Raw genomic sequence first — 26,501 nt, 5'->3', positions numbered from 1 at the left:
CGCGGGGTAGGTGATCTCCTGTGGCCGGTCTCGCGTGCCGTGCCGCCGGCTCACCGCGGGCGGCCGTGGTCGGGACGGCCGCCCGCGGGAGGTCTCAGGCGAGGTCGTCCAGCTCGCCGTTCTTGATGGAGGCCAGGAACGCGGCCACGCCCGCGGCCGGGAAGGCCAGGACCGTGCCGTGCGGGTCGCGGGAGTTGCGGACCGCGACGTTCTCGCCGGCCACCGCGAGCTCCACGCAGTTGCCCTGGTAGCCGCTGCGGACGCTCTTGCGCCAGGCCAGGGAGTCGATCGACGCCGGGTCGCTCAGGTGCATCTGTGCCATGCGAACGCTCATCTCATCTGCACGTGCATTTTCCGTTGCGACAAAAGTTAGCACCGGACACAAGGGGCGAGAACGCCGAACCGGTCCGTCCGCGCCCGGCGGTCGGTGAGCCGCGCCCGGTTGCAGGACAGGCGGTCCCAGCGGTCGCCGGTCTGGTACGACCGGAACCGGACGCACGGTGCCGACGAGACACACGGTGCCACCGATGAGCCGGAGGAGACGTGGGCCGCAGGACGCCGGGAGACGGTCCGACGGACCGCCCACGCGGCCTGCGCGCGGTCGTCCGGCGGTGGCCGGTGCTCGCGTTCTGCCTGCTCCTCGCCGCGGCGAGCTGGCCGGTACAGCTCGTCATCGGCCGCAGCGTGCTGCTCGCGCCGGTCGGGCCGAGCGTGTGCGCGTTCGTGGTGGTCGCGCTCGCGGAGGGTCGCTCCGGTGTGCGGGAGCTGTGGGGCCGGGTGCTGCGATGGCGGGTTCCGCTGCGCTATCACGTGTTCGCACTGACCGGGCTCGGCGCGGGCACGCTCGCGGTGGCCTACGCCGCCACCGCGGTCGCGTTCCCGGACCAACAGCTCGCCGCCCCGTCGACCGCCGTGCTCGTCTCCGCACCGATCAACCTGGTGGCGATCTTCGTGCTCGCCGGCCTGGGCGAGGAGTTCGGCTGGCGCGGGTTCCTGCAGGTCCGCTTGCAGGCGCGCCACCCGGGGCCCGGTGGGCCCGCGCGGGCGGCACTGCTGGTCGGCGTGCTGTTCGCGGTGTGGCACGCCCCGCTGATCGTGGTCGAGCAGGGCGGCGTGACGACGACGCTGCTCTGGTTCACGGCCGGGACGGTCGGCATCTCGCTGGTCTACGCGTGGCTGTTCGCCCGCAGCGGCGGCAGCGTGCTGCTGGTGGCGATGATGCACGCCGGGCAGAACACCTGGACCGGGCTGCTCTACCAGGACGTCTTCTCGTTCGCCCCGGCGTTCTTCGACGCGGTGGTGCAGGTGACGGCCGTCGGCGCGGGAGTGCTGACGCTGGTGCTGACCCGCGGCCGGCTCGGCCTCGGAGCGCCCGGCCTCAGAGTTCGGTGAGCAGCTTCGACAACGCCTGCTTGGTCCGCTCCGGGGACAACGCGTCGACCGTCAGCCGGTCCATCGACCGGCCGTACCGCTCGACGTCCACCCGCTTGTCCAGGTAGGACGCCCCGGTCATCTCCTCGAGATAGACCAGGTCGGGCAGCTCCGGCTCGGCGAACCGCAGCATGGTGAACGCGTGCTCGGCGCCGTAGCCGGACAGGTCCCACGGCAGCAGCTGGATGATCACGTTGGGCAGCGCCGACTGCTCCAGCAGGTGCTCGACCTGTGCCCGGTGCACCGCGCGGCCGCCGACCGGCCGGTGCAGCACCGCCTCGTCGAGCACCACCCAGAACGTCGGCGCGTCCTTGCGGTGCAGCACCCGCTGCCGGCGCAGCCGGACCTCGACCCGCTTCTCCACGTCGGCCCGCTCGGCCGGCGGCAGGGCGGGGTGCCCGCCGGCGGCGACCGCCCGGGCGTACGCCTCGGTCTGCAGCAGGCCCGGCACGAACAGCAGCTCGTAGGACGAGATCCGCGACGCCGACGCCTCCAGCCCCACGAAGTCCTCGAACCAGCCGGGGACGACGTCGTTGTAGCGGGCCCACCAGCCGCTCTCGTTGCTCTCCTCGGCCATCGCGAGCACCTGGTCGCGTTCGGGCCCGTCGGTGTAGCCGTACATGGTGAGCAGGTCGGCGACGTCGCGCTGCTTGAACCCGACCTTGCCGGACTCGAGGCGGCTCATCTTCGAGTCGGAGCCGCGGATCGCGTACGCCGCGTCGGCCCGCTTGATCCCCGCCCGCTCGCGCAGCCGCCGCAGGTGCGAGCCGAGCACGATCCGCCGTGCGGTGGGGCCGCGGTCGGCGCCGGGGGGCGTGGGGCTGTTCGGGCTCGGGACCACCGGGACGGGCTCCTGCGGGTCGGCTCTCTGCTCGCTGACCGGCTGGCGTTCCGGGCCGGTCACTCGTTCTGGGCCGGTCGCTGCCGCCCACCCCGATGGGGGTGCGTCGAACGCGCGATCGGGTGGTTCACCTTACACATCCGAGACGCAGGTCGGCAGGTCTTCCGATCACGGCACCGCTCGTCGCGATCACCGTGCGTGTCGGCGGAGCGCGTCCGCTACGGTGACGCGCGAGCAGTGACGACCGCCACCGACCGCCGACGACTCGAGTGAGGACAGCTCTGATGGCCCAGCCGACCGAAGGTCGCGCTCCCGCGTACATCGACACGACGAAGGCCAGCATCGCCCGGGTCTACGACTACGCCCTCGGTGGCAAGGACAACTACGAGGTCGACCGGGAGACCATCGAGCGGGTCCGCCAGGTCGCGCCCGAGGTCAACCAGCTCGCCGTGGACAACCGCGCCTTCCTGATCCGTGCGGCCCGCTTCATCGCGACCCAGACCTCGATCACGCAGTACCTCGACTGCGGATCCGGCCTGCCGACCGCGGAGAACACCCACCAGATCGTCCAGCGCCTGCAGCCCGAGGCCCGGGTCGTCTACGTCGACAACGACCCGACGGTCATCGCGCACGGCCGGGCGCTGCTGGAGGACAACGAGTTCACCCGGTTCTCCCCCGCCGACATCCGCGACGCGGAGGCCGTCGTCTCCGACCCGGCGGTGCAGGGCTTCCTCGACCTCGAGCAGCCGGTGGCGCTGTTCCACATCGGCACGATCCACCACTTCGAGGACTCCGACCGTCCGCAGAAGATCATGCAGGAGTTCGTCGACCGGCTGGCGCCGGGCAGCGTGGTCGCCGTCGCGCACTTCTTCGACCCGGAGAACGCCGACAGCGAGCTGGCCCGCCGGATGGAGCAGGTCTTCGTGCACAGCCCGATGGGCAGCGGCCGGTTCCGCACGATGAGCGAGCTCGAGGGCCTGTTCCCGGGCCTGGAGATGGTCGACCCGGGCATCGTGCCGTGCTACCAGTGGTGGCCGGACGGCCCGCAGCTCAAGACCGAGGACGACGTGCAGCGCTGCATCGCGGGTGGCGTCGGCGTCAAGCGGTGACGTGAACCGATGAGGTCGCGGGGCCCGCGGGGTCGGAACCGGTGAGACGCACCGACCCCGGGAGGCCTCCGTGCCCACAGCACCCGACCGCACCACGGGCGTGCTGCGCCGCGCCGTCGACTCCGGGCAGGTCCCGGGGCTGATCGCCGCCGTCGACCGGCCGGGGACGGAACCGGTGGTGCACGTCCTCGGCGACGACGATGCCGGCCGCGCCCTCCGCCGCGACACGATCGTCCGCATCGCCTCGATCACCAAACCGATCACCGCGGTCGCCGCGCTGAGCCTCGCCGAGGACGGTGCGTTCGACCTCGACGAACCGGTCGCGCGGTGGCTGCCCGAGCTGGCCCGGCCCCGGGTGCTCGCTCACGAGGCCGGCGGGCTCGACGACACCGTCCCCGCCGAGCGCGCGATCACCGTCGCCGACGTCCTGTCCTACCGCTGCGGTGCCGGGATGCTCCCCCGGCCGTCGTCCGACCTGCCGACCCAGCAGGCCTACGCCGGGCTGGGCAGCGATGGCCCGCCCGGCAGCTACCCGCTCCCCTGTCCCGACGACTGGCTCGCCCGCCTCGCGGCGCTCCCGCTGATCGCGCAGCCGGGCCGGCGGTGGCTCTACCAGACCTCGGGTGACCTGCTCGGTGTCCTGCTGGCCCGGGTGTGCGGGACGGACCTGGGCAGCGTGCTCCGGGAGCGGGTGTTCACCCCGCTCGGCATGCGCGACACCGGGTTCCACGTTCCCGCCGCAGAGCGGCACCGCTTCGTCCCGCAACTCGCGCCGGACCCCGGCGGCGGGTTCACGGTGTTCGACCCGGTGGACGGCGCCTGGGCGACTCCACCGGCCTTCCCCTCCGGAGCCGCCGGTCTCGTGTCCACTATGGACGACCTGCTGGCGTTCGCCCGGGCACTGCGCTCGGGCGGTGGCCCGGTCCTGTCCCCCGGCTCGGTCGCCGAGCTGACCACCGACCGGCTGACCCCCGACCAGCGGGCCGGCGCTGCGATGTTCCTCGACGGCGCCGGCTGGGGCGCCGGCCTGTGCGTCGAACCGGGCGGTCGCTACGGCTGGGACGGCGGGCTCGGCACCGGCTGGCGCTCCGACCCTGCCACCGGCACCGTCGACGTGCTGCTCACCCAGGTGCTCTGGACCGGGCCCGAGGGACCCGAGCTGCTCGGCGCGTTCCGCACCGCGGCGCACTCCTGACCGGCCGGACCGACCGTTCGTGGTGGTTTACGGCATTGCGCGAGGGCCGCCACCGGCGCATACTCGCCTTAATTCAACAACGGTTGAAATGAGGTGGGCGCCATGGAACGGACGACGTGCTGTGTGGTCGGGGGCGGCCCGGCGGGGATGATGCTCGGGCTGCTGCTGGCCCGGGCCGGTGTCGAGGTGACCGTGCTGGAGAAGCACGGCGACTTCCTGCGCGACTTCCGCGGCGACACCGTGCATCCGACCACCCTGCAGCTGCTCGACGACCTGGGTCTCGGCGAACGGTTCGCACAGCTGCCGCAGAGCCGGGTCGACGAGGTCGCCCTGCCCGACGAGCACGGGGGGCTCCAGCGGATCGGCAACCTCCGCCTGCTGGAGCGGGTCGGCGTGCGCCACCCCTACATCGCGCTCGTCCCCCAGTGGGACCTGCTCGACCTGCTGGCCGACGCCGGCCGCGCCGAGCCCACGTTCCACCTGCGCATGGACACCCGGGCCACCTCGGTGGTCCGCGAGCACGGCCGGGTCGTCGGTGTCCGCTACCGGACCACCACCGGCGACGGCGAGCACACCGACGGCGAGCTCCGGGCCGACCTGACCGTGGGCTGCGACGGACGGCACTCGGTGCTGCGCGCCGAGTCCGGGCTGCCGGTGACCGAGTTCGACGTCCCGTTCGACACGTGGTGGTTCCGGCTGCCGCGCCGGGCCGACGAGACGCAGGCGGCCCTGCTGCCGAAGGTCGGGCGGGGCCGGTTCGCCGTGACCATCCCGCGGGAGGGCTACTTCCAGATCGGATACCTCGCCCGCAAGGGCACCGACGCGAGTCTGCGGTCGCGCGGGATCGAGGCGTTCCGGGCCGACGTGGCCGAGCTGATCCCGGAGTTCGCCGACCGGGTCGGCGAGCTCGAATCGATGGACGAGGTCAAGCACCTCGACGTCCGGCTCAACCGGCTGCGCCGCTGGGCCGTCGACGGGCTGCTGTGCATCGGCGACGCCGCACACGCGATGTCGCCGGTCGGCGGCGTCGGCATCAACCTGGCGATCCAGGACGCCGTCGCCACCGCCGCCGTGCTCGCCGCACCGCTGCGGCGCGGCACCGTGGCCCCGCGCGATCTGGCCCGGGTCCGCAACCGCCGGCTGGTACCGACGGTGCTGGTCCAGGGCCTGCAGCGGATCATGCACGCGAACCTCGCCGGCCCGGCACTGGCCGGGGACCTCGACGGGCCCCCGGCCCCGCTGATCCGGCTCATGCGCCGGGTGCCGGCGCTGCAGATCGTCCCGGCCTTCCTGGTCGGCGTCGGGTTCCGCCCGGAGCGGGCCCCCGCCTGGGCGCGCCGCACCCCGGTCTCGGCCGGCTGACCGCGCCACTGCCCGGCCGGCACGACGCACCGCGCGACGCCCCGGCGCCCGCCGAGATGCAGATCAGCGCTCCGCAGAGATCCACGATTCGCGCTGAGCCGCATCTCGGCGCGGGTGGGCCGGGCCAAACCGCTCAGCGGGCCGTCGCCGGTTCGCGACCGGCGTCCTCGGGTACCGACAGGTCGCGGTCCAGGGTCTCGGGCGCCTTGCGGGCCGCGTACAGGCTGATCGCGGCCATCACCGACATGTACACCGCGACCGGGATCCACGAGTCGGCGAACAGCGTGAGCAGCCCCGCGCAGATCAGCGGCGCGATGCCGCCGCCGAGCGCGGCGGAGAACTCGCGCCCGAGGGTGACCCCGGCGTAGCGGTACCGGTTGCCGAACAGCTCCGGGAAGTAGCTCATCTGCACGCCGACCGAACCGTTGACGGCCAGGACGAAGCCCAGGATCAGCACGGCCACGATCGCCGCCGGGTCACCGGTGCCCAGCGCGACGAACGACGGCGCGGGCAGCAGCACCAGGGCGAGCATGATCGCCGAGTAGACCGGGCGCCGGCCCAGCCGGTCGGACAGCGCCCCGAACGCGACGGCGGCCACGCCACCGGCCAGCGCACCGACCAGCAGCACCTTCGGCACGAAGTTCTCGTCGACCCCGACGATCGTGATCAGGTAGGTCGCCATGAACACCTGGAAGGTGTAGGACTGCGCGTTCCCGCCGACGTTCATCCCGAACGCCAGCAGCAGCGGGCGCCGGCCGTGCCGCCACACCTCACCGGCCGGCTTGCGCGGCGCGACGTGGGCGTCCTTGAGCTCGGCGAACACCGGGCTCTCGTCGAGGCGGCGCCGCACGAGCATCGCCACGACGGTGACGACGATGCTGGACAGGAACACCAGCCGCCAGCCCCAGTCCATCAGCTGCTCCTCGGGCATCAGCTGGACCAGGATCCAGATGACCGCACCGAGCGCGGTGCCCAGGGCGGCACCGACCATGACCAGCGAGGCGTACCGGCCACGGCGTCCGCGCCCGACCGTCTCGGTGAGCAGGGTCGCCGCACCGGCCTGCTCGGCGCCGGCACCGAAGCCCTGGAAGAACCGGCACAGCACCAGCAGCGCCGGGGCCAGCAGGCCGATCGACTCGTAGGTCGGCAGCAGCCCGATGAGCAGCGTCGAGCCGCCCATCAGCAGCAGCGTCGCCACCAGGACCCACTTGCGGCCGAGCCGGTCGCCGTAGCGGGAGAAGAACAGCCCGCCCAGTGGCCGGGCGAGGAAGCCGACGGCGTAGGCGGAGAAGCTCGCCAGGATGCCGACGGCCGGCGAGACGTTCGGGAAGAACAGCGTCGAGAACACCAGCGCGGACGCGGTGCCGTAGATGACGAAGTCGTACTGCTCGAGCGTCGTCCCGACCAGGCCGGCCCAGGCGGCCTTGCGGACGGCCCGGGGGTCGGCGGGCCGGTCCTGGTCCACTGCGGAGCGTTCGGTGCTGCCTCTGCTGGTGTCCATGCGTCCTCGGATGGATCGGGCCCCTGCGGGGCGGTTCTCGGACGGGTCCGGCCGGGGTCGGCCGGCCGGACGACGGGCGCCGGCCGCGCTCAGGCGACCGTGCGCTCCCCCGCGGCCTCGCTCACGGCGGCGTCGACGCCGTGCCGGACCAGCAGGTCGAACAGTTCGGTCACCCGCTCGGCGAAGACCGCCGGCAGCGGGTCCCCGAGCAGGTCCAGGCCCGCCCGGACGTGCGCGGACGCAGGCCCGGGGGCCGTCGCTCGCAGCCGTTCGCGGGCGGGGTCGGTCATGGCGGCGGCGTGCGGGCCCGGGTCGAACCCGGGCGGCGGGGCGATGCAGGCCAGCCAGGCCGCGACGGTCAGCGCCAGGTGGTGCGGCATCCGGCCGGCGCCGAGGTGCTCGGCGGCCGGGCCGGGGATGCGCTGGACGAGCTTCGACGAGCCGTCCGACCCGACCTGGCGGGTGCGGTGCCCGAGCGCGGTGTTCGACCAGCGGGTGAACAGCTGCCGGGCGTAGTCGTCGACGTCGACCCCCGCGGGCACCGGCACCGTCGGGCGGTAGTCGTCGTGCAGCACCCGCCCGGCCGCACCGCGGATGCCCGGCCGGGCGGCCGATCCGGCGATCAGGTCCTCCCCGGCGAGCGCGCCCAGGTAGGCGAGCAGCGAGTGGGTGCCGTTGAGCAGCCGCAGCTTGAGCAGCTCGTAGCCGGCGACGTCGTCGGTGAACACCGCACCGGGGACCCCGGCGCCGGCGTGCTCCCAGGCCGGTCGCCCGGCGGCGAACCGGTCCTCGAGGGCCCACATGCTGAACGGCTCGGCGGGCACCGGCACCGCATCGCGGGTCCCGAGCAACCGGTGTGCGGCAGCCCGGGTCGCGTCCGTGGTGGCCGGCACGATCCGGTCCACCATGGAGTTCGGGAACGTGACGGTGTCCAGGTAGGACGTCAGGTCGCGTGCCGGGCCCGGCGGCAGTGCGGCGGCGAACGCGCGGACCAGCCGGGCGGTGACCGCGCCGTTGCCGAGCAGGTTGTCGCAGCTCAGCACCGTGACCGGGGCGCCGTGGGTGCGGGCGCGGCGCAGCAGCCCGTGGGCCAGCAGCCCGACCGCGGTGGACGCCGACCCGGCCAGGTCGGCCCGGATCCCCGGGTGGTCGAGGTCGAGCCCACCGGTACGCGGGTCGATCGTGTAGCCGTGCTCGGTGACGGTCAGCGAGACGATCCGGGTGGCCGGCGCGGCCAGCGCGTCGAGCACCCGCTGCGGCTCCCGGGCCGCGACCGCGGTGCCGGTGTGCACCCCGGGGACCACGGCCCGCTCCCCCGCCGGCGAGATCTCGACGACGGTGTAGCGGTGGTGCTGGGCCGCCATCGCGTCGGCGACGGCGACCGAGCGGGGCGCGACCCCGAGGATCCCCCACGGGCCGTCCTCGGCGGCCAGGGCCGCCGCGGTGTGCACCGCCTGATGGGCCCGGTGGAAGTTGCTCAGTCCCAGGTGGACGATGCCCGGGTCGCCCGCCACCGCCGTCATCGGGACACCGCGACGACGTTGCGCAGCTCCTCGCCCGCGGCCAGCCGGTGCACGTTGGCACCGATGCCGGCGGCGCGACCGGCGAAGGTCTGGTGGGTCAGCCCGGACGAGTGCGGTGTCATCAGCACGTTGCCCAGCTCCCGGAACGGCAGCGACGACGGCTCCGCGTGCGAGGACCCGGGCGCCGGGTAGCCGTACCAGACGTCGATCGCCGCGCCGCCGATCACGCCGTCGCGCAGTGCCGCGTAGAGCGGGCGCTCGGCGACCAGCGGGCCGCGGCCGACGTTGACCAGCACCGCGGTGTCCTTCATGGCCGCCAGCTCGTCGGCCCCGATCAGGCCCTCGGTCTCCGGGGTCAGCGGTGCGCTGAGGACGACGACGTCGGACTCCGCGAGCAGGTCGGCGAGCCCGTCGGCGGTGGTGCCCGCCCGGTCCAGCCCGGTCGCCGCGGTGTCGATCTCCCCGCGCCGGCTCACCGCGACACCGCGCGCGCCGAAGGCACGCAGCCGCTCCCAGGCGCGGGCGCCGATGTGGCCGAAACCGACGAAACCGGCCGTGGCCCCGGCCAGCGAGTGCCGCCAGGGCGCGGCGGCGTCGTAGGCGGGGGTGGGCCAGTCGCCGCCGCGCAGCGCGGCGTCCTCGGTCAGGAAGCCGCGCCGCAGCATGATCGTGGCTGCCACGACGTACTCGGCGATGGAGTCCTCGTGGTGGAACGTGTTCGCGACCGTGCAGCCCGCCGGGAGCGCGTCGACGTCGATACCGTCGGTGCCGGCCCCGGCGGCGTGCACCAGCCGCAGGTCCGCGCCTGCCACCGCGACCTCCTTCGGGCAGCGCCCGGAGATCAGCACCTCGGCGCCCGGCACCAGCACCGCGACGTCGGCGGCGTCGCGGGTCGGCGACCACACGACCTCGCTGCCCGCCGGCAGCGCGGCCTCCAGCTCGGCACGCAGGCCGACCAGGTTCTGGTCGGCGACGACGATCTTCACGGGGTGACCTCCAGGGCGCCGTCGCCGGCACGCACCGGCGCCGGGCCGGTGGTGCCCCGCACGACGAGGTGGGTGGGCAGGCGGACCACGCGCGGCGCCGCCCGCTCGGCGGTGGCGCGGCGCAGGATCTCGCAGGCGAGCGTCCCGGCCCGGTCCATCGGGGTGGCGATGCTGGACAGGCCCGGGTCGGACAGGGCGGCGAACGGGATGTCGTCGCTACCGACGACCGACAGGTCGTCGGGCACCCGCACCCCGAGCGTGCGCACACCGGCCAGCAGGCCGAGCGCGACCAGGTCGTTGTGCGCCACGGCGGCCGTCGCGCCGGTGGCGAGCACCCGGGCCGCGGCGGCGGTACCGCCGTCGACGGTCTCGGTGTGCCAGCCGAGCAGGTCCAGCTCCAGGCCGTACTCGTCGGCCAGCCGGCGGACCAGGCCGACCCGGTGCTGGTTGGACCAGGAGTCCGAGCGGCCCTGGACGTAGGCGATGCGGCGGTGACCGAGCGCGTCGAGGTGGTCGATCGTCTGCCGCAGGCCCTCACCGGCGTCGGCGATCACGCAGTCACCGCCCGCCACCTCGCGATTGATCAGCACCGAGGGGGTGGACCCGCAGAGGTCGAGGACCTCGGCGCCGTCGAGCCGCGAGGAGTGCACGACGATCCCGTCGACCCGCGCACGCAGCCCGCGGATCGTCTCGCGCTCACGGTCCTGGTCGTAGTCGGTGTCGGCGACGACGACGGTGGTGTGTGACTCCCGCCCGCGGGCCTGGGCGGCCTTGACGAACCGGGAGAACACCGGGTTGGCGATGTCCGGGACGACGGCGGCGACGGTCGCCGTGCCGGACGCCTGCGGGGCCGGTTCCGCCGAACGCGGCACGTAGCCCAGCTCCTGCGCGGCAGCGAGGATCCGGCGGCGGGTCGCGGCGCCGAGCCGGTCGGGGTCGGAGAACGCCCGCGACGCGGTCGACAGGGCGACGCCGGCGGTCCGCGCGACGTCGGTCAGGGTGGGCGGCACTGCTCTCCTCCTCGCATGTCCCGGCAGTGGGACCGGCAGAGCGTGCCTTCCTTTGCGCAAACTTGTCAACGCTTGCCGTGAGTTTGCCGGGACTCGCCGGCCTCGGGCCCGGCTCACACCTGTTCCCTGCGCTGCACACCTGTTGCTGCGGGTGCGCGGCTGAGCGTCGAGGTGTGCGGCGGGCGTGCCTAGGATGCGCCCGTGCTCTCGCTGGACGCCCTCGACGTCGACCTGCTCGCCGCGCTGCAGGACCGTCCGCGGGCCGGGGTGCTGGAGCTCTCCCGCACGCTGACGGTCGCCCGCGGCACCGTGCAGGCCCGCCTGGACCGGATGGAGCAGGCCGGCGTCATCGTCGGGTACGGACCCGACGTCGATCTCCCGGCAGCCGGCTACGGGGTGCAGGCGTTCGTGACGCTGGAGATCGCACAGGGCGAGCTCGACGACGTCGCGGCCGAGCTGGCCGCGCTCCCCGCGGTCACCGAGGCCTACGCCACGACCGGGTCGTCGGACGTGGTGTGCCGGCTGGCCGCGTCGTCGCACGAGGACCTGCAGGCGACCCTGCTCGCGCTGGGCCGCTCACCGCTGGTGGCGCGCTCGACCAGCGTGGTCGTGCTGTCCACGCTGGTCGCGCCGCGCTGGCGGCCGCTGCTGGAGCAGGGCCGTCGGGAGGGTCCGAGCCGGGCTCCGGCATATCGCCCGTGAGTGGTTATCGCGGTCCTGACCGCGCATTCCACTCACGAGCGGTCACCGTCAACGCCCCCGGGTCGACCAGCGAGGTCGTGTCCCCGGGCTCGCGCCCGGCGGTCACGTCCTGCAGCAGCCGGCGCATGATCTTGCCGGAGCGGGTCTTCGGCAGCTCGGAGACGATCACGACCTCGCGGGGGCGGGCCACCGGGCCCAGCTCCGCGGCGACGTGGCGGCGCAGCTCCTCGGTGAGCCCGTCGCGCGGGCCGTCGGTGACGGTCACGAACGCGACCACCGCCTGCCCGGTCGTCGGGTCCGGGGCACCGACGACGCCCGCCTCGGCCACCCGCGGGTGCGAGACCAGCGCCGACTCGATCTCGATCGAGCCGAGCCGGTGCCCGGAGACGTTCATGACGTCGTCGACCCGGCCCTGGATCGTCACGTAGCCGCGCTCGTCGATCACCGCGCCGTCGCCGGCCCGGTACCAGCCCTGCTCGGCGAAGTCGGCGAAGTAGGACGCCCGGAACCGCTCCGGGTCGCCCCACACCGTGCGGGCCATCGACGGCCACGGCCGGTCGACGACCAGCAGCCCGCCCTCGCCGGCCTCGCAGGTCCGGCCGGACTCGTCGACCACGCGCACCGACAGCCCCGGCAGCGGGAGCGTCGCCGACCCCGGCTCGAGCTCGGTGACCCCGGGCAGCGGCGCGCAGATCGCCGCGCCGGTCTCGGACTGCCACCAGGTGTCGACGATCGGGCACCGCCCGGCGCCGATGACCCGGTGGAACCAGCGCCAGGCCTCCGGGTTGATCGCCTCACCGACGGTGCCGAGCAGCCGCAGCGAGGACAGGTCATGCCGGGCGGGCACCTGTTCGCCCCACTTCATGTAGGTCCGGACCAGCGTCGGGGCGGTGTAGTAGACGGTGACGCCGTACCGCTCGATGATCTCGAAGTGCCGTCCGGGCTCCGGGGTGTCCGGGGTGCCCTCGTAGATCACCTGCGTGACGCCGTTGGACAGCGGGCCGTAGACCTCGTAGGTGTGCGCGGTGACCCAGGCCAGGTCGGCGGTGCACCAGAAGACGTCGTCGGGCTTGTGGTCGAAGCACGCCCACGACGTCCACGACGTCTGCGTCAGGTAGCCGCCCATCGTGTGCAGCAGCCCCTTGGGCTTGCCGGTGGTGCCCGAGGTGTAGACGAGCATCAACGGGCTCTCCGCGCCGAACGCCTCGGCGTCGTGGGCGTCCGGCTGCCGGTCGACGACGTCGTGCCACCACACGTCCCGGCCCTCGGTCCAGTCGATCTCCGACCCGGTCCGCCGCACGACCAGCACGTGCTCCAGGGAGTCCAGTCCGGTGGCGGCCTCGTCGGCGTTCGCCTTCACCGGGACGGCCTTCCCGCGCCGGTACTGGCCGTCCGTGGTGACCAGCAGCTTCGCGCGGCCGTCGGTGAGGCGGAAGCGCAGCGCGGACGCCGAGAACCCGCCGAAGACCAGCGAGTGGATCGCACCGATCCGGGCGCAGGCCAGCATCACCACGATCGTCTCGACCAGCACCGGCAGGTAGACGACCACCACGTCGCCGCGGCCGACGCCGAGCTCGGTGAGCGCGTGCGCGCAGCGGGCGACCTCGCGCTGCAGGTCGGCGTAGGTGACGGTGCGCCGGTCCCCCGGCTCGCCCTCCCAGTGCAGCGCGACCCGGGCGCCGTCACCGGCCTCGACGTGCCGGTCGACGCAGTTGCGGGCGACGTTCAGCGTGCCGTCGGCGAACCAGGTGACCTCCGGCCACCGGCTGCCGTCGTAGCCCTGCCCCGGCACCCGCTCCCACTCCAGGCGGCGGGCCTGTGCACACCAGAACGCCTCGGGGTCGGCGGCGGCCTCGGTGTAGGCGCTCGCGGACACGTTGGCGGAGGCGGCGAGTTCGGGCGGCGGAGCGAATGTCACGGCCCCGATCCTCCTCCCGGGCGCCGGGGCGGCTCAGCAGAGTGCAGCCGGACGCACAGGTGAGTGCGGTCACCGGTGGGCGAACGACGCGTGGTGCTGCGCCAGCACGTCCAGCCCGAAGTCCGACTCCGGGTCGCGCCACACCGAGTGCCCGTGGTTCGCGTCGTTCTGGGTGTTGTCCCACTCGAGCAGCAGCCGCGGCCCCTGCAACCGGTAGTAGTGCGGCGCGCCGGGCTCCACCGGGCCCGCCCACGCCAGGTGCACCTCGTCGAGGGCGGCGTCGTCCTCGTAGCGCGCTGTCGGGGCGACCCCGGCCGGGACCCGGTCCAGGTAGGCCGACAGCAGGCGGCGCAGCAGCTCCCGGCCCCGGTCGTCGAGCGCGCTGGCCGGTACCCCCGGCGCCGCGGTGAGCGCGACCGCCTCGGTGTCCTCGACCGGGCCGGCCGGGCCGGGCGGGCTCTCCCGGCGGATCGCCCGGGCCGGCAGCGGCCGGTCGCCGGGTGCGACGACGGCGCGGTTCGCGGTGACCAGGTCCGGCGGTGCGGTCTCGTGCAGCACCGCCCGCTCCAGCAGCTCCGGCGGGAGTCCGCGGACGATCTCGCGGCACAGGTCCTCGGCCGGCCCGAGCGGCCGGTACGTGCCGCCGCCGAGCAGCGGGGTCGCAGCCGGGTTCGCGCCGAGGAAGCACGGGGTCGTCGCGACCACCCGCCCGTCGACGACGAGGTTGTTCAGCGACACGTGGTGCCCGCCGAAGCGCCAGCCCCAGGTCCCGTCCGCGGGGTCGCCGAAGACCCGCAGGTAGTACAGGCCCGGGTCGCGGAAGCGTTCCCGGTACGGCCGCTCCGGCCAGCCCTCGGCCCGGTCGAGGACGTTCTCCAGGCCCATCACCGCCGCCACCGTGGCGAAGCCGGCCTCGGACAGCCCCGACGCGACCAGCCGCATCGCGAGCTGCTGCTGCAGCGGGCGCTGGGCGTGCAGGGTCAGCCCGCCGTGGTCGGTGGGCGTGTAGAACCAGCGGCGGCGCTCGGTGTCCGCGCCGGACGGGCCGTCCCCGGTCCCGTCCGTGCGCTGCGGGCCGTCCAGCGAGTCCAGCCACGCGGTCGCGGCCCGGGCCATCGCCGCGGCCGCGTCCTGCTCCCCGGTCGTCACGGGCCGGACGTTAGTGCCTCATCGGGGACGTTGGGTGCGGGAATCGGCGGGGTCCGCTGTGCGCCGGCTGCCGGAGTGTCACCCGGGACGGGACCGCTCCGGGCGAACCGGGCGCGTGGGCTCGTGCGGGGACACCGGGTCTGCGACCCTGGCGCCCGTGCCGCACCCGACCCCGGCCCGCCGGCCGGACCACCGCTGCCGGGCACAGCCGGGCGGCACGGGCGGGCACGCCCGGCCGGGCCGGCGCCCCCGCGGCACCGCGCCCACCCGCGGCGCCGGCCGTGTCACTACGCCCACCCGCGTCGCCGGCCGTGTCCCCGCGCCCGCCCGCTTCGCCGGCTGTGTCACTGCGCCCGCCCGCTTCGCCACCCGTGCCGCCGTCGCGGTACTCGCCGTACTCGCCCTGTCCGCGTGCGCCCCCGCCCCCGGCGGGGGCCCGGACCCCATCCCGGCACCGGGCCCACCGGCCGGTGAGGCGGGCGCGGCGCCCGCGCGGCCCGACCCGACGACCGGGCCCATGGTGTCCGAGGCCGACCGGCGTGCCGGCCTGCGCGGGCGCGCGGTCCCGGCATCGGCGGCCGGGGACACGGTGGTCGTCCCGGGCAGCACCCCGCCCCCGGCCGGGCGGACCCGCACCGTGCCGATGCGGGTCGAGGTGGAGCGCGGGCTCGCCGTCGACGGACCGGCCTTCGCCTCGTTCGTCGCCGCCGTGCTCAACGACGCCCGCTCCTGGGGCGGCGACGGCTCGGTCGGTTTCGCCCGCACCGACGGCGCGGCCCCGCTGCGCGTCCTGCTCGCCACGCCGGAGCTGGCCGACCAGCTCTGCCAACCGCTCGACACCGTCGGCAGGCTGTCCTGCCGCAACGGCGACCGGGTCGTGCTCAACCTGGCACGCTGGGCCCACGGCACCCCGGAGTACGCCCACGACCTGACCGCCTACCGCCGCTACCTGGTCAACCACGAGGTGGGGCACTGGCTCGGCCACCACCACGAGACCTGTCCGGGCCCGCAGCGCCCGGCGCCGGTGATGCAGCAGCAGACGCTCGGGCTCGAGGGCTGCACCCCGAACTCCTGGCCCCGCTGAACTCCCGGCCCCGCTGAGAGCGGCTGGGCGCCCGGGTCACTCCACCTCGATCGTCCCGTACTCCGGACGCCCGGTGGTGCGGTAGGTCAGGACCGAGACCCCGCTCGGTGTGGTCCGGGACGCGGTGAGCTCGAGCGCGGTGTCCGCGCCCGCGGCCGGGAACAGCCGCCGCCCCGCACCGACGACGACCGGGCCGATCACCAGGTTCAGCTCGTCGAGGAGGTCGTGCGCCAGCAGCCACTGCACCAGCTCGCCGCTGCCGTGCACCTGCAGCTCCCGGCCGGGCCGCGCCGCGAGCTCCCGCACGGCCGTGACCACGTCGCCGGAGAGCACCGTGGTGCCCGCCCACTGCGGGTCGGTCAGCGTCGTCGACGCCACGTACTTCGGCAGCGTCGCGAACCCGACGGCGATCGGGTCGTCGCCGGGGTCGGCCATCGCGCCCCAGGAGCCCGCGAAGATCTCGTAGGTGCGCCGGCCGAGCAGGAACGCGTCGGCCCGGGCGAAGATCTCCTCCATGCAGGCGCCGAGCTGCTCGTCGAAGTGCGGCACGAGCCAGCCGCCCCGGGTGAACCCGCCGGAGGTGTCCTCGTCGGGCGCTCCCGGACCCTGGTAGACGCCGTCGACCGAGACGAACGTCGTCGCTGTGAGCTTCATGCTCTTCCGACCGCGCGGGGCGGGTGGACTAATCGGTCGCGTCCCGCACCAGCAACGCGATCTGCACCCGGTTGTCCAGCCCCAGCTCCCGCAGCAGCTTCGACACGTAGGACTTCACCGTCGCCACCGACATGTGCAGCTCCTCGGCGATGTCGGCGTTGGAGCCGCCGCGGGCCACGGCGTCGGCGACGTCGCGTTCCCGCTCGGCCAGCCGGTCGAGCCGGGTCCGGGCCGACCGCCGCCGGTCCACCGGCCCGGAGCCGCCCTTGACGATGCCGATCAACCGGCGGGTGATCGCCGGGGACAGCACGGCGTCGCCGTCGGCGGCGGCGCGGACGGCCTCGACGATCCCCTCCGGTGCGGCGTCCTTGAGCAGGAACCCGCTCGCGCCGGCCCGCAGCGCCCGTACGACGTGCTCGTCGGCGTCGAACGTGGTCAGCACGACGACGGTCGGCGGGTCCGGCTCCGCGGTCAGCCGCTGGGTGGCCACGACGCCGTTGACCCGTCGCATCCGCAGGTCCATCAGCACCACGTGCGGGCGCCCGGCCCGGACCGCGTCCGGCACCTCGTCCCCGTCGCCGACGTCGGCGACGATCCGGATCCGGCGCGGCGGGGCGGACTCGGTCGCGTCGATCGTGTGCCCGTCGAGCATCACCTTCAGCCCGGCGCGCACCAGCGGATCGTCGTCGACCAGCAGCACCCGGATCTCGGCAGGGTGGTCGGTGGGGCTCACGCGTGTCTCTCCTTCGTCCACGGCAGCACCGCCCGCAGGCGGTACCCGTCGGGCAGCGGTCCGTGCGCGAGCGTCCCGCCGGTCAGCGTCTCCACCCGCTCGCGCAACCCCACCAGACCGGTGCCTGCGCCCTCCGGCGCGGGCCGGTCACCGGTGCACCCGGAGTGCACGGTGACGGTGAGGTCGCGGCCGGGGCGGCCGTCGAGGACCACCTCCACCGCCGCGCCCGGCGAGTGTCGCGCGGCGTTGGTCAGGCCCTCGCGCACCACCCGGTAGGCGACGCCGGCCAGCGGCCGCCCGGGCGGGGAGACCATGAGCAGCGCGGTCGACCGCAGCGAGACGTCGGCACCGGCCGCGCGTGCCTCGGCCACCAGCTCCTCGACCGCGGTGAGGTCCTCCGCGCCGGGCGGGTCGTCCTCCTCGGGGCAGGGCGGCTCGTTGAGCACCTGCACGATCGTGCGCAGGTCCTCCATCGCGCGGTGCGTGGTGTCGCGCAGCACCTCCGCGCTCTCCCGGACGGTCCGGGCCGACAGGTCGGTGCGCAGGGCCAGCGCCCCGGCGTGCACCGACAGCAGCGAGAGCCGATGCCCGAGCCGGTCGTGCATCTCCCCCGCGATCCGGCGCCGCTCGGCCGCCCGGGCCTGCTCGTCGCGCACCGCCCGGTCGGCCTCGGCACGGGCCAGTCGTTCCCGCAGGTCCTCGACCATGGCGCGGCGGTTGCCCGCGAGCAGGCCGCCGACCGCCGAGGTGGTCAGGAACGCCACGGCACCGCCGAGCAGGAACAGCATCTCCTCGACGTCGGGGACGCCGACGACGATGTTGCCGACCGCGGCCGCGACCGACAGCACGAGCACGAGCACGGTCTCGGTCGTCCGGCGCCGGGTCGCGATGACGAACACACCCACCAGCGGCAGGTACGTCGCGACGGCGGAGACCAGGCCGACGACGATCGCGCCGAGCGCGAACGGCCACGGGTACCGGTAGCGCCACGGGATGCCCGCGATCGCCGCCAGGCCGAGCAGCAACAGCGCGAACCCTCCGGCGCCGTCGAACGGCCGGACCTCGCCCGTGGTCAGCCCGGCGGCAGCCACCGCGATCATCAGGATCGCGGAGCGCACGGCCGGTGGGAGCACGCGTCGACCATATTCGGCCCACCGTGAGTGTCCAGGATGTTCTGTCCGGACCGGGCGGGCACGGCGCCCCCCTCGAACGCCGCGCCCGCCCACCGGTCCCGCCAGGGCGGTCAGGATCCCCCCGATCCCGTCCCCCGCGTGTGCCCTCCCCACGAGCTCACGCGTCCCCCCGCCGGGTTGCTCCCGGGCCGGTCACGAGCTGCTCCCGGCGATCGCGGCCGACGACGCCGCCGCGGCCGCGGCGGCCTGGACCTCCCGCACGGCGGCGGTGACCGCCGGTCCGGCCCAGTCGCCGTCGGCGACGAGCCGGGCGCGCTCGCGCAGCTCGCGGCGGCGCCCGTCGAGCACCCGGTGCTCGGCCCGTACCGCGTGCAGCAGCGAGACCAGCCCCGCGATGCGGGCGTCGGTGGCCGCTCCGTCGCGCAGCGCGGCGGCCACCCCGGCCAGCAGCGTGTCACGCAGCACCGTGTCCGGCCACCAGCGGGCGAAGCGCAGGAACCCGCCGGGTTCGCGGTCGACGCGTCCGCCGCGCACCAGCGCGTCGAGCACGGCGGCGCGCAGCCCTGGGACGAGCCGGGTCACGCCCCGCTTGGCCCGGAACCAGCCGGTCGGCAGCCGGGTCGCCCGATCGGCGACGACGTCGGCACCCGGCCCGGCGGCCAGGCGCAGCCGGGGATGCCGGTAGCCGTCGGTCTCCAGCCGGCCACGGCCCGCGAGGTCGAGCAGCACCGCGCCGGCCAGCGCCCGCTCGGTGCGCTGCTGGTCGACGACGAACCGTCCGGTGACCGGGTCGAGCAGCACCACGGCCAGCAGCTCGGGCAGGGTGGCCGCCCTGCCGTGGTCCCCCCTGCCGTCGTCCATCTCGTGCTCCTCCCGCTCGCCGTCACCCGAGCGTGCTCCCCCGGCGCCGGTACCGCACCCGGCGAAGGTCGCCGTCCGGTGCGACCGAAGTCGTGATCTCCGGTTCACCCGGCAGCCGCCCGGCGGACGGCCAGGACGTCGGCGAGGTAGCGGCGCAGCGGCTCCGGGTCCGTCGTGGCGGCCACCAGCGCGAGATACCCGTCGGGGCGGATCAGCGCAATCCGCTCCGGGCCGGTGCCGTACGCCGGCCCGAACATGTCGCCGGTGTCGACGAGGACCTCGTCGTCGCGGGCGCCGGCCGCCGAGGAGGCATCGGGCACGACCCGGACCACGACGCCGAGCTCACCCAGCACCTCCGCGAGCTCGGCGGCCCGGACCGCGTCCGCGCCGCGCACGAGCAGCAGCAGGCCCGGGCGGGCCAGGAGTTCCTCGACGGCGACCGGGGTGCCGTCCGGGCGGCACAGCCCGGCCGGGTCCGGCGCGTGGTCACCCGCCCGGGCCGCGCCGTGCCGCCGGTGGTCCGCACCGTCCTGCACCGACAGCGGGCCGTGCCGGTAGTGGACGGTCTGCTCCGCCAGCCGCTCGGCGGCACCGTCCGCCGCGCGGCGGACGTGCCCGGCGACGAACAGCGCGGCGTCGCGGAGCACGACCTCCGGGCCGGAGCCGGCGCCGACCGCGGTGAGCAGCGTCGTCGCCCGGACCACCTCCGCCCCGACCGGGTGCCGTTCGGCGTCGTAGCTGTCGAGGAGCCCGTCGCCGGCCCGGCCCCGCGCAACGAGGGCGAGCTTCCAGGCCAGGTTCGCCGCGTCCTGCATCCCGGTGTTCATGCCCTGGGCCCCGGCCGGGCTGTGGATGTGGGCGGCGTCGCCGGCGAGCAGGACGCGGCCGTGGCGGTAGCGCGGCACCTGGGCGTGGTGGACCTCGAACCAGGTCAGCCAGCGCGGGTCCCGCACGGTGATCCGGGCGCTGGTCCGGGCGTCGGCCAGCTCCTGGATCCGGGCCAGGGTGAGCTCCTCGCCCGGCGCGGGCGGATCGACCAGGAACATGATCCGTACGCGGGCCCCGGCCAGCGGGAACAGGATCCCCATGCCGTCGGGGTGGGTGAACATCCGGATGGTGTCCGGGGAGAGGTCGGTGTCGGCGTCGACGTCGGCCATCGCGAAGTGCCGCCCGTGGAAGCCGCCCTCCAGCCGGGTACCGACGAGGTCCCGGACCGTGCTGTGGCCGCCGTCGGCACCCACCACCCACCCGGTCCGCAGGGTCCGCTCGCCGGCGGCCGAGCGCAGGGTGAGCGTGACGCCGTCCGCGTCCTGGGTCAGCCCGGTCAGCTCGACGCCGCGCTCGATCCGCACCCCGAGCGCGGCGGCGCGACCGGCCAGCACGTCCTCCGTGTCCGGCTGGGCGACGTCGAGCACGTAGGGGTGCCGGCTGCGCACGTGCCCGAGGCCCACGCGCGCCCGGGTGCGGCCGGTCCGCCCGTCGACCACCTCCAGGGCCGTGATCCGCCGGCCACGTGCCTCCAGGTCCGCCCGCACTCCCAGGGCGGCGAGCATCTCCAGGCTGCGGGCGTGCACGCCGACGGCGCGGGACTCGGTGGTGCACCGCTGGAGCTTCTCGACCACCCGCACCGCGATGCCGTCGCGGGCCAGCAGGCAGGCCGCGGTGAGCCCCACCGGCCCCGCCCCGACCACCACGATCTCGTCGGTGACCGTCTCGTCGTCGGTCGCCATACCGTCCTCCGTCCGTCGTCGTAGGAGGGATCTCGGCGCCGGTGCCCGTCGCGTGACGGCCGCCCCTGCTGTGGCCGGGCGGCGCCGATCGCGAGAGCATCCCCCGCATGGAGCAGCGACCGAGCGGATTCGACGACGGCGACGTGCGCTCCGCCCTGTCCCGCCACCACGGGATCGACGCCCGCGAGCTGCGCTACCGGGCGGTCGGCTTCGGCGACTACCACTGGGAGGCGACCGGCGCGGACGGCCGGCGCTGGTTCGTGAAGGTCTCCGACCTGACCGACAAGCCGCAGTGCGGCGCGACGGCCGCGGCCGCGCTGACCGGCTACCGGGCGGCGATGCGCACCACGGCCGAGCTGCGCGCGGGCGGGCTGGAGTTCGTGGTGGCGCCCGAGCCGTCGCCGGGCGGGGAGCTCGTCGCCGACCTGGACGGCCGGTGGGCCTCGACGGTGTTCGCCCACGTCGGGACGGTCGCCGACCGTGACTTCTACACCGAGCTGTCCCCGGCCGACCGGGACGAGGTGCTCGGGATGCTGGCCCGGCTGCACACGGCGCCGGTCCCGGAGGGCACCCCGGTGCACACCCCGGACGTCCCGGACCGGGCGGTGATCGAGGACGCGCTCGCCGGGCAGGAGACGTCGTGGAGCGGTGGCCCGTTCGCCGAGCCGGCCCGCCAGGCCGTCGTCACGCACGCGGCGATGATCCGCTCCCGGCTGGCCGACGCCGACGCGCTGGCCCACCAGCTCGGCGAGGCCGGGCGCCGGCCGGTGGTCACCCACGGCGAGCCGCACCCGGGCAACCTGCTCGACGCCGGCGGCGGGCGCCTGCTGATCGACTGGGACACGGTCGGGGTCGGCGTGCCGGAACGCGACCTCGCCGTCGTCGGCGGGGACCTGGCCGCCTACACCGACGCGACCGGGCAAGAGCCGGAACCGCACGCGCTGGAGCTGTACCGGCTGCGGTGGGGGCTGGCCGACCTGGGCGAGTTCCTGCGCTGGTTCCGCGCCCCGCACGCCGACGACGCCGACAGCCGGACCGCCTGGGAGGGCCTGCTCCAGACGCTGGCCGACCTGGAGACCTGAGCGGCGGGGCTCAGGACCCCACGTACGCGGCCAGGTGCCGGCCGGTCAGCGTGGACCGGTCCGCGACCAGCTCGGCGGGTGTCCCCTCGAACACGACCCGGCCGCCGTCGTGGCCTGCGCCCGGCCCGAGGTCGATGATCCGGTCCGCGTGCGCCATCACCGCCTGGTGGTGCTCGATGACGATCACCGACTTGCCGGAGTCGACGAGCCGGTCCAGCAGCGCGAGCAGCTGTTCGACGTCGGCGAGGTGCAGGCCGGTGGTCGGCTCGTCGAGGACGTACACGCTCCCGGACTCCCCCAGGTGCACGGCCAGCTTCAGCCGCTGCCGCTCGCCGCCGGACAGCGTGGTGAGCGGCTGGCCGAGCTTGAGGTAGCCGAGCCCGACGTCGGCGAGCCGCTCGATGATCCGGTGTGCGGCCGGGACCCGGGTCTCCCCCGCACCGAAGAACTTCTCCGCCTCGGCGACCGACATCGCGAGCACCTCGCTGATGTCGCGGGCGTCCTCACCGCTGCCGAGGCGGTACTCCAGCACCGACGCGTCGAACCGCCGCCCCTCGCACACCTCGCAGGGGGTGGCGACCCCGGCCATCATCGCCAGGTCGGTGTAGACGACGCCCGCGCCGTTGCAGTTCGGGCAGGCGCCCTCGGAGTTGGCGCTGAACAGGGCCGGCTTCACCCCGTTGGCCTTGGCGAAGGCCTTGCGGATCGGTTCGAGCAGCCCGGTGTAGGTCGCCGGGTTGCTGCGCCGCGACCCCTTGATCGCGCCCTGGTCGATCACCACGACACCCTCGCGCCCGGCGACCGAGCCGTGGATCAGGGAACTCTTGCCCGACCCGGCCACCCCGGTGACCACGGTCAGCACGCCGAGCGGGATGTCGACGTCGACGTCGCGCAGGTTGTGGCTGTCCGCGCCGCGCACCTCCAGCCGTCCGGTCGGCTCGCGCAGGGTCTCCTTCAGCGACGCCCGGTCGTCGAGGTGCCGGCCGGTGATCGTGCCGCCGGCGCGCAGCCCCTCGACCGTCCCCTCGAAGACGACCCGGCCGCCGTCGGCACCCGCGCCGGGCCCGAGGTCGACCACGTGGTCGGCGATGACGATCGTCTCCGGCTTGTGCTCGACGACCAGCACGGTGTTGCCCTTGTCCCGCAGGCGCAGCAGCAGGTCGTTCATCCGGGCGATGTCGTGCGGGTGCAGCCCGATCGTCGGCTCGTCGAACACGTAGGTGACGTCGGTCAGCGAGGACCCGAGGTGCCGGATCATCTTGGTGCGCTGGGCCTCGCCGCCGGACAGCGTGCCGGACGGGCGGTCCAGGCTGAGGTAGCCGAGTCCGATCTCGACGAACGAGTCGAGGGTCTCGCGCAGCGAGGTCAGCAGGGGGGCCACCGACGGTGCGTCCAGACCCCGGACCCACTCCGCGAGATCGTTGATCTGCATCGCGCAGGCGTCGGCGATGCTGATGCCCGTGATCTTCGACGACCGCGCGAGCTCCGAGAGCCGGGTGCCGTCGCAGTCCGGGCAGGTCCGGAACACGATCGCCCGGTCCACGAACGCGCGGATGTGCGGCTGCATCGCCTCGCGGTCCTTGGACAGGAAGGACTTCTCGATCCGCGGGATCAGGCCCTCGAAGGTGACGTTGACGCCGTCGACCTTGATCCGGGTCGGCTCCTTGTACAGCAGCGCGTCCATCTGCGGCTTGGTGAAGTTCCGGATCGGCGTGTCGCCGGGGAAGAAGCCGGAGTTGGAGAAGATCCGCCCGTACCAGCCGTCGACCGAGTAGTTCGGGATCGTGAGCGCACCCTCGGCGATCGACTTCGTGTCGTCGAACAGGGCGGTGAGGTCGAAGTCGGAGACGGTGCCCCTGCCCTCGCAGCGCGGGCACGCGCCGCCGATGATCTCGAAATCGCGGCGCTCCTTGATCTTCCGGCCGCCCTTCTCGACGGTGACGGCGCCGGATCCGCTGATCGAGGCGACGTTGAACGAGAACGCCTTCGCCGACCCGACGTGCGGCTCGCCGAGCCGGCTGAACAGGATCCGCAGCAGCGCGCCGACGTCGGTCGCGGTGCCGACCGTCGAGCGGACGTCGCCACCCATCCGCTCCTGGTCGACGATGATCGCGGTGGTCAGCCCGTCGAGGACGTCGACGTCCGGACGGGCCAGGGTCGGCATGAAGCCCTGGACGAACGTGCTGTAGGTCTCGTTGATCATCCGCTGGGACTCGGCGGCGATCGTCGCGAACACCAGCGAGCTCTTCCCCGAGCCGGAGACGCCGGTGAACACCGTCAGCCGCCGCTTCGGCAGCTCGACGTCGACGTCGCGCAGGTTGTTCTCCCGCGCGCCGTGCACGCGGATCAGGTCGTGGCTGTCGGCGGCGTGCCGGGCGGCCGTGCTCATCTGTCTCCCCCGAGATCGTCCGGTGTGTCCGGTGTCCTGTCGGCGGCGGCCGGGTGGGTCGTTACGCGCCCCACGGCGGCGCCGGCGGCGACCGTCACGCCCGCTCCTGGATCCGGACCATGTTGCCCGAGGGGTCACGGAAGGCGCAGTCCCGCACGCCGTAGGGCTGGTCCATCGGTTCCTGCACGACCTCGGCCCCGCTGGCCTGGACCTTGTCGAACGCGGTGTCGAGATCGGTGCTGGCCAGCAGGATCGCCGAGTGGGTGCCCTTGGCCATCATCTCGGTGACCACGCGGCGCTCCTCGTCGGTGACGCCGGGGTCCGCCGCGGGCGGTGCGAGGACGATCGAGACAGACGGCTGGCCGGGCGGCCCGACGGTGATCCAGCGCATGTCCTCGTAGCCCACGTCGAGGCGGACCTCGAAGCCGAGTGCGTCCCGGTAGAACGCCAGCGACGCCTCGGCGTCGGAGTGGGGCAGGAAGCTCGAGTGGATGGTGATGGGTGCGGTGCCGTTGTCTGCGGTGGTCATGGCGTTCACGCTAGGGAGGTGGCCGGTTCCCGGGCTTCTCGATTCCTGACCGGTCTGGTGGCGTGCTTGGCGACGCACGCCGGGATCCCCTCCGTGCCGCGCGCGCACTCGCGCCGGAACACGCTCGGCGGCATGCCGACCAGCTCCGCGAAGCGAGTGCTGAACGTGCCCAGCGACGAGCACCCGACGGCGAAGCACACCTCGGTCACCGACAGGTCGCCGCGGCGCAGCAGCGCCATCGCGCGCTCGATCCGGCGGGTCATGAGGTAGCTGTAGGGCGACTCGCCGTAGGCCCGGCGGAACTCGCGGGACAGGTGGCCTGCGGACATGTGCTCGCCGCGGGCGAGCGCGGTGACGTCGAGGGGCCGGGCGTACTCGCGGTCGATCCGGTCGCGCACCCGGCGCAGCCGCGCGAGATCACGCAGGCGCTGGTCGTCGCTGCTGGTCACGCGACGATCCTGCCACAGATCCGGGGTCGTGCGGCCCCTCGTCAGCGCCGCGTGCAAGCGCCGGCGGCGGTCTGCGACGGGCGCTCCCCGAAGCGTTCCCGATACGCCGTCGAGAACCGGCCGAGGTGGGTGAACCCCCAGTGGTGGGCCACCGCGGTCACCGGGGCGATCCCGGCGCGCAGGTCGCGGCGGACGCGGTCGAGCCGGACGCCGGCGAGGTAGGCCATCGGCGGGACACCGACGTGCCGGCGGAAGCCCTCCTGCAGGCGGCGGGCGCTCACACCACCGGCCCGGGCCAGGTCGCCCAGCGTGTAGGGCTCCTCGGGCCGGGCCTGGACCAGGTCGATCACGGCGCGCACCGCGGCCGGTCGCGGCGCGGGTTCCCCGCCCTGGTCGCCGCGCAGCGCCGCGGTGTGGTTGTGCCGCTGGCCGAGCAGGAGCCCGCCGGCGAGCAGCTGCTCGTAGCGGCGCCGCATCACCGGCGTGCCGATCAGGCCGTCGTCGTCGAGCTCGCCGATCAGCAGCCGCAGGGTGTTGTGCCAGCTCCGGCCGGCCGGGTCGGTGAGCGGGAACGCGACCTCGAACTGCAGCGGGTGCTCGGCAGGCCGCCCCAGCAGCGCCTCCAGCTCGTCGTCGACCAGGTCGCGCCCGATCTTCACCCCGATCTGCTCGGCGCCGCGTGCGCAGTGCACCAGCCGGTGCGTCAGGCCCGGGCTGAACACCGCGGCCGTGCCCGCGGTACCGACGCACTGCCGGTCGCCCGCCGCGGCGACCACGGTGCCGTGCAGCACGACGTTGACGTGGTAGTGGCCGGCGTGCCGCCCGGGGTCGACCGAGGTGTCCTGCCCGAACCGCATGATCCCGACCGTGACGTTCTCGGTCCGGGCGCCGCGCAGCTCACCGCGTCCGGTCGCGTCCCGCGACAGCGACCGGACGGTGGCCGGGTAGAACAGCGCGTTGAGGTGGGTCCGGAACCGTCCGAGGTCGGCGTCGCGGGTCAGGACGTGCCCGGCGAGCTCGGGGCGAGCTGCTGTCCGCACGCGCCGCAGTCTAGTGCCGGTGCGCGATCCGGAGTGCCGGCCGCGCGAAGCGGATGGTGGCCGGCGTCGGGGCTCCCTACCGTGGCGCCC

The 26,501-nt window shown here is 74.6% G+C and carries 24 protein-coding genes; 7 read left to right on the top strand and 17 right to left on the bottom strand.

The genetic code is table 11. From position 1 onward, the window contains the following. Positions 1–94: 94 nt before the first annotated feature. Complete coding sequence (locus tag BM093_RS16130) at positions 95–322, bottom strand: DUF397 domain-containing protein (RefSeq protein WP_093343852.1); 228 nt, start codon at positions 320–322, stop codon at positions 95–97. 221 nt (positions 323–543) lie between these two features. Here BM093_RS16130 and BM093_RS16125 point away from each other — a divergent pair, with 221 nt between their 5' ends. After that, entirely contained in the window at positions 544–1,392 is an 849-nt protein-coding gene (locus BM093_RS16125) for a CPBP family intramembrane glutamic endopeptidase (protein WP_093343850.1), read from the top strand. Here the strand turns inward: BM093_RS16125 and BM093_RS16120 are convergent. Beyond that, positions 1,379–2,272, bottom strand: a complete 894-nt coding sequence (locus tag BM093_RS16120; RefSeq protein ID WP_093344004.1) for a helix-turn-helix domain-containing protein — start codon at positions 2,270–2,272, stop codon at positions 1,379–1,381. The two genes, BM093_RS16125 and BM093_RS16120, sit on opposite strands and share 14 nt — an antisense overlap. Before the next feature lie 284 nt (positions 2,273–2,556). On the opposite strand from BM093_RS16120, the gene BM093_RS16115 reads away from it, so the two are divergent. The 3 genes from BM093_RS16115 (at position 2,557) to BM093_RS16105 (ending at position 5,938) form a co-directional block, all read left to right on the top strand. Next, positions 2,557–3,381, top strand: coding sequence for an SAM-dependent methyltransferase (locus BM093_RS16115; protein ID WP_093343848.1), 825 nt, complete (start codon positions 2,557–2,559; stop codon positions 3,379–3,381). A 70-nt stretch (positions 3,382–3,451) separates the two neighbouring features. After that, positions 3,452–4,576 (top strand): serine hydrolase domain-containing protein, encoded by a 1,125-nt coding sequence (locus BM093_RS16110; protein ID WP_245773559.1) that lies wholly within the window; start codon positions 3,452–3,454, stop codon positions 4,574–4,576. A 102-nt stretch (positions 4,577–4,678) separates the two neighbouring features. Then, positions 4,679–5,938, top strand: a complete 1,260-nt coding sequence (locus BM093_RS16105) for an FAD-dependent oxidoreductase (protein ID WP_093343845.1) — start codon at positions 4,679–4,681, stop codon at positions 5,936–5,938. A 133-nt stretch (positions 5,939–6,071) separates the two neighbouring features. Here BM093_RS16105 and BM093_RS16100 read toward each other — a convergent pair whose 3' ends face one another. The 4 genes from BM093_RS16100 to BM093_RS16085 form a co-directional block, all read right to left on the bottom strand. Then, on the bottom strand, positions 6,072–7,439 hold the full coding sequence (locus BM093_RS16100) for an MFS transporter (RefSeq protein WP_093343843.1): 1,368 nt from the start codon (positions 7,437–7,439) through the stop codon (positions 6,072–6,074). 89 nt (positions 7,440–7,528) lie between these two features. Beyond that, the gene (locus BM093_RS16095; RefSeq protein WP_093343840.1) at positions 7,529–8,962 is read right to left on the bottom strand and encodes a mannitol dehydrogenase family protein; all 1,434 of its coding nucleotides are present in this window, start codon (positions 8,960–8,962) and stop codon (positions 7,529–7,531) included. Further along, a complete protein-coding gene (locus BM093_RS16090) occupies positions 8,959–9,948 on the bottom strand; it encodes a 2-hydroxyacid dehydrogenase (protein ID WP_093343838.1) in 990 nt (329 codons plus the stop codon). The genes BM093_RS16095 and BM093_RS16090 overlap by 4 nt, the downstream gene beginning before the upstream one ends. After that, positions 9,945–10,958 (bottom strand): LacI family DNA-binding transcriptional regulator, encoded by a 1,014-nt coding sequence (locus BM093_RS16085; RefSeq protein ID WP_093343835.1) that lies wholly within the window; start codon positions 10,956–10,958, stop codon positions 9,945–9,947. Before BM093_RS16085 ends, BM093_RS16090 begins: the two co-directional genes overlap by 4 nt. A 201-nt stretch (positions 10,959–11,159) precedes the next feature. On the opposite strand from BM093_RS16085, the gene BM093_RS16080 reads away from it, so the two are divergent. Further along, the gene (locus BM093_RS16080; RefSeq protein ID WP_093343833.1) at positions 11,160–11,660 is read left to right on the top strand and encodes an Lrp/AsnC family transcriptional regulator; all 501 of its coding nucleotides are present in this window, start codon (positions 11,160–11,162) and stop codon (positions 11,658–11,660) included. A gap of 4 nt (positions 11,661–11,664) precedes the next feature. On the opposite strand, the gene acs is transcribed toward BM093_RS16080, so the two are convergent. Beyond that, on the bottom strand, positions 11,665–13,578 hold the full coding sequence (gene acs / locus BM093_RS16075) for an acetate--CoA ligase (RefSeq protein WP_093343830.1): 1,914 nt from the start codon (positions 13,576–13,578) through the stop codon (positions 11,665–11,667). A 69-nt stretch (positions 13,579–13,647) separates the two neighbouring features. Beyond that, positions 13,648–14,727, bottom strand: coding sequence for a DUF3500 domain-containing protein (locus BM093_RS16070; RefSeq protein WP_245773558.1), 1,080 nt, complete (start codon positions 14,725–14,727; stop codon positions 13,648–13,650). Positions 14,728–14,884: 157 nt separating this feature from the next. Here BM093_RS16070 and BM093_RS37335 point away from each other — a divergent pair, with 157 nt between their 5' ends. Beyond that, complete coding sequence (locus BM093_RS37335; protein ID WP_245773557.1) at positions 14,885–15,811, top strand: DUF3152 domain-containing protein; 927 nt, start codon at positions 14,885–14,887, stop codon at positions 15,809–15,811. Between the two features lie 36 nt (positions 15,812–15,847). Here the strand turns inward: BM093_RS37335 and BM093_RS16060 are convergent, their stop codons facing one another. The 5 genes from BM093_RS16060 to BM093_RS16040 all read right to left on the bottom strand — a co-directional run bounded on the left by BM093_RS16060 (position 15,848) and on the right by BM093_RS16040 (position 20,922). Further along, the gene (locus BM093_RS16060; RefSeq protein WP_093343827.1) at positions 15,848–16,465 is read right to left on the bottom strand and encodes a dihydrofolate reductase family protein; all 618 of its coding nucleotides are present in this window, start codon (positions 16,463–16,465) and stop codon (positions 15,848–15,850) included. Between the two features lie 28 nt (positions 16,466–16,493). Further along, positions 16,494–17,198, bottom strand: a complete 705-nt coding sequence (locus BM093_RS16055) for a response regulator (protein WP_245773556.1) — start codon at positions 17,196–17,198, stop codon at positions 16,494–16,496. Beyond that, complete coding sequence (locus BM093_RS16050; protein ID WP_093343822.1) at positions 17,195–18,331, bottom strand: sensor histidine kinase; 1,137 nt, start codon at positions 18,329–18,331, stop codon at positions 17,195–17,197. Before BM093_RS16050 ends, BM093_RS16055 begins: the two co-directional genes overlap by 4 nt. Before the next feature lie 192 nt (positions 18,332–18,523). Beyond that, complete coding sequence (locus BM093_RS16045; RefSeq protein WP_093343820.1) at positions 18,524–19,192, bottom strand: GOLPH3/VPS74 family protein; 669 nt, start codon at positions 19,190–19,192, stop codon at positions 18,524–18,526. Between the two features lie 104 nt (positions 19,193–19,296). Then, the gene (locus tag BM093_RS16040; protein WP_093343817.1) at positions 19,297–20,922 is read right to left on the bottom strand and encodes an FAD-dependent monooxygenase; all 1,626 of its coding nucleotides are present in this window, start codon (positions 20,920–20,922) and stop codon (positions 19,297–19,299) included. A 107-nt stretch (positions 20,923–21,029) separates the two neighbouring features. Here BM093_RS16040 and BM093_RS16035 point away from each other — a divergent pair, with 107 nt between their 5' ends. Continuing rightward, positions 21,030–22,004 carry a phosphotransferase gene (locus BM093_RS16035; RefSeq protein ID WP_093343814.1) on the top strand — a complete coding sequence of 325 codons (975 nt, stop codon included), beginning with the start codon at positions 21,030–21,032 and terminating at the stop codon, positions 22,002–22,004. Positions 22,005–22,014: 10 nt separating this feature from the next. On the opposite strand, the gene BM093_RS16030 is transcribed toward BM093_RS16035, so the two are convergent. From BM093_RS16030 to BM093_RS16015, 4 genes are all read right to left on the bottom strand, one after another. Then, positions 22,015–24,393: an ATP-binding cassette domain-containing protein gene (locus tag BM093_RS16030; protein ID WP_093343811.1), complete on the bottom strand. Its 2,379-nt coding sequence runs from the start codon at positions 24,391–24,393 to the stop codon at positions 22,015–22,017. Positions 24,394–24,487: 94 nt separating this feature from the next. Further along, a complete protein-coding gene (locus BM093_RS16025) occupies positions 24,488–24,922 on the bottom strand; it encodes a VOC family protein (protein WP_093343996.1) in 435 nt (144 codons plus the stop codon). Positions 24,923–24,927: 5 nt separating this feature from the next. Further along, positions 24,928–25,371, bottom strand: coding sequence for a helix-turn-helix transcriptional regulator (locus BM093_RS16020; RefSeq protein ID WP_093343809.1), 444 nt, complete (start codon positions 25,369–25,371; stop codon positions 24,928–24,930). Between the two features lie 41 nt (positions 25,372–25,412). Beyond that, positions 25,413–26,411, bottom strand: coding sequence for an AraC family transcriptional regulator (locus BM093_RS16015; RefSeq protein WP_177238511.1), 999 nt, complete (start codon positions 26,409–26,411; stop codon positions 25,413–25,415). Between the last annotated feature and the right edge of the window lie 90 nt (positions 26,412–26,501).

The sequence above is a fragment of the Pseudonocardia ammonioxydans genome, assembly GCF_900115005.1.
GTDB lineage: Bacteria > Actinomycetota > Actinomycetes > Mycobacteriales > Pseudonocardiaceae > Pseudonocardia > Pseudonocardia ammonioxydans.
Note: the sequence above shows the minus strand (reverse complement) of the source record. Positions and strands in the feature narration are given on the sequence as shown.

Excerpts from the sequence above, each read along its gene's own strand:
- BM093_RS16130 (WP_093343852.1), bottom strand. The coding sequence starts at position 322 with ATGGCACAGATGCACCTGAGCGACCCGGCGTCGATCGACTCCCTGGCC.
- BM093_RS16115 (WP_093343848.1), top strand. The coding sequence starts at position 2,557 with ATGGCCCAGCCGACCGAAGGTCGCGCTCCCGCGTACATCGACACGACG.
- BM093_RS16105 (WP_093343845.1), top strand. The coding sequence starts at position 4,679 with ATGGAACGGACGACGTGCTGTGTGGTCGGGGGCGGCCCGGCGGGGATG.
- BM093_RS16100 (WP_093343843.1), bottom strand. The coding sequence starts at position 7,439 with ATGGACACCAGCAGAGGCAGCACCGAACGCTCCGCAGTGGACCAGGAC.
- BM093_RS16095 (WP_093343840.1), bottom strand. The coding sequence starts at position 8,962 with ATGACGGCGGTGGCGGGCGACCCGGGCATCGTCCACCTGGGACTGAGC.
- BM093_RS16060 (WP_093343827.1), bottom strand. The coding sequence starts at position 16,465 with ATGAAGCTCACAGCGACGACGTTCGTCTCGGTCGACGGCGTCTACCAG.
- BM093_RS16045 (WP_093343820.1), bottom strand. The coding sequence starts at position 19,192 with ATGGACGACGGCAGGGGGGACCACGGCAGGGCGGCCACCCTGCCCGAG.
- BM093_RS16040 (WP_093343817.1), bottom strand. The coding sequence starts at position 20,922 with ATGGCGACCGACGACGAGACGGTCACCGACGAGATCGTGGTGGTCGGG.
- BM093_RS16035 (WP_093343814.1), top strand. The coding sequence starts at position 21,030 with ATGGAGCAGCGACCGAGCGGATTCGACGACGGCGACGTGCGCTCCGCC.
- BM093_RS16030 (WP_093343811.1), bottom strand. The coding sequence starts at position 24,393 with ATGAGCACGGCCGCCCGGCACGCCGCCGACAGCCACGACCTGATCCGC.
- BM093_RS16025 (WP_093343996.1), bottom strand. The coding sequence starts at position 24,922 with ATGACCACCGCAGACAACGGCACCGCACCCATCACCATCCACTCGAGC.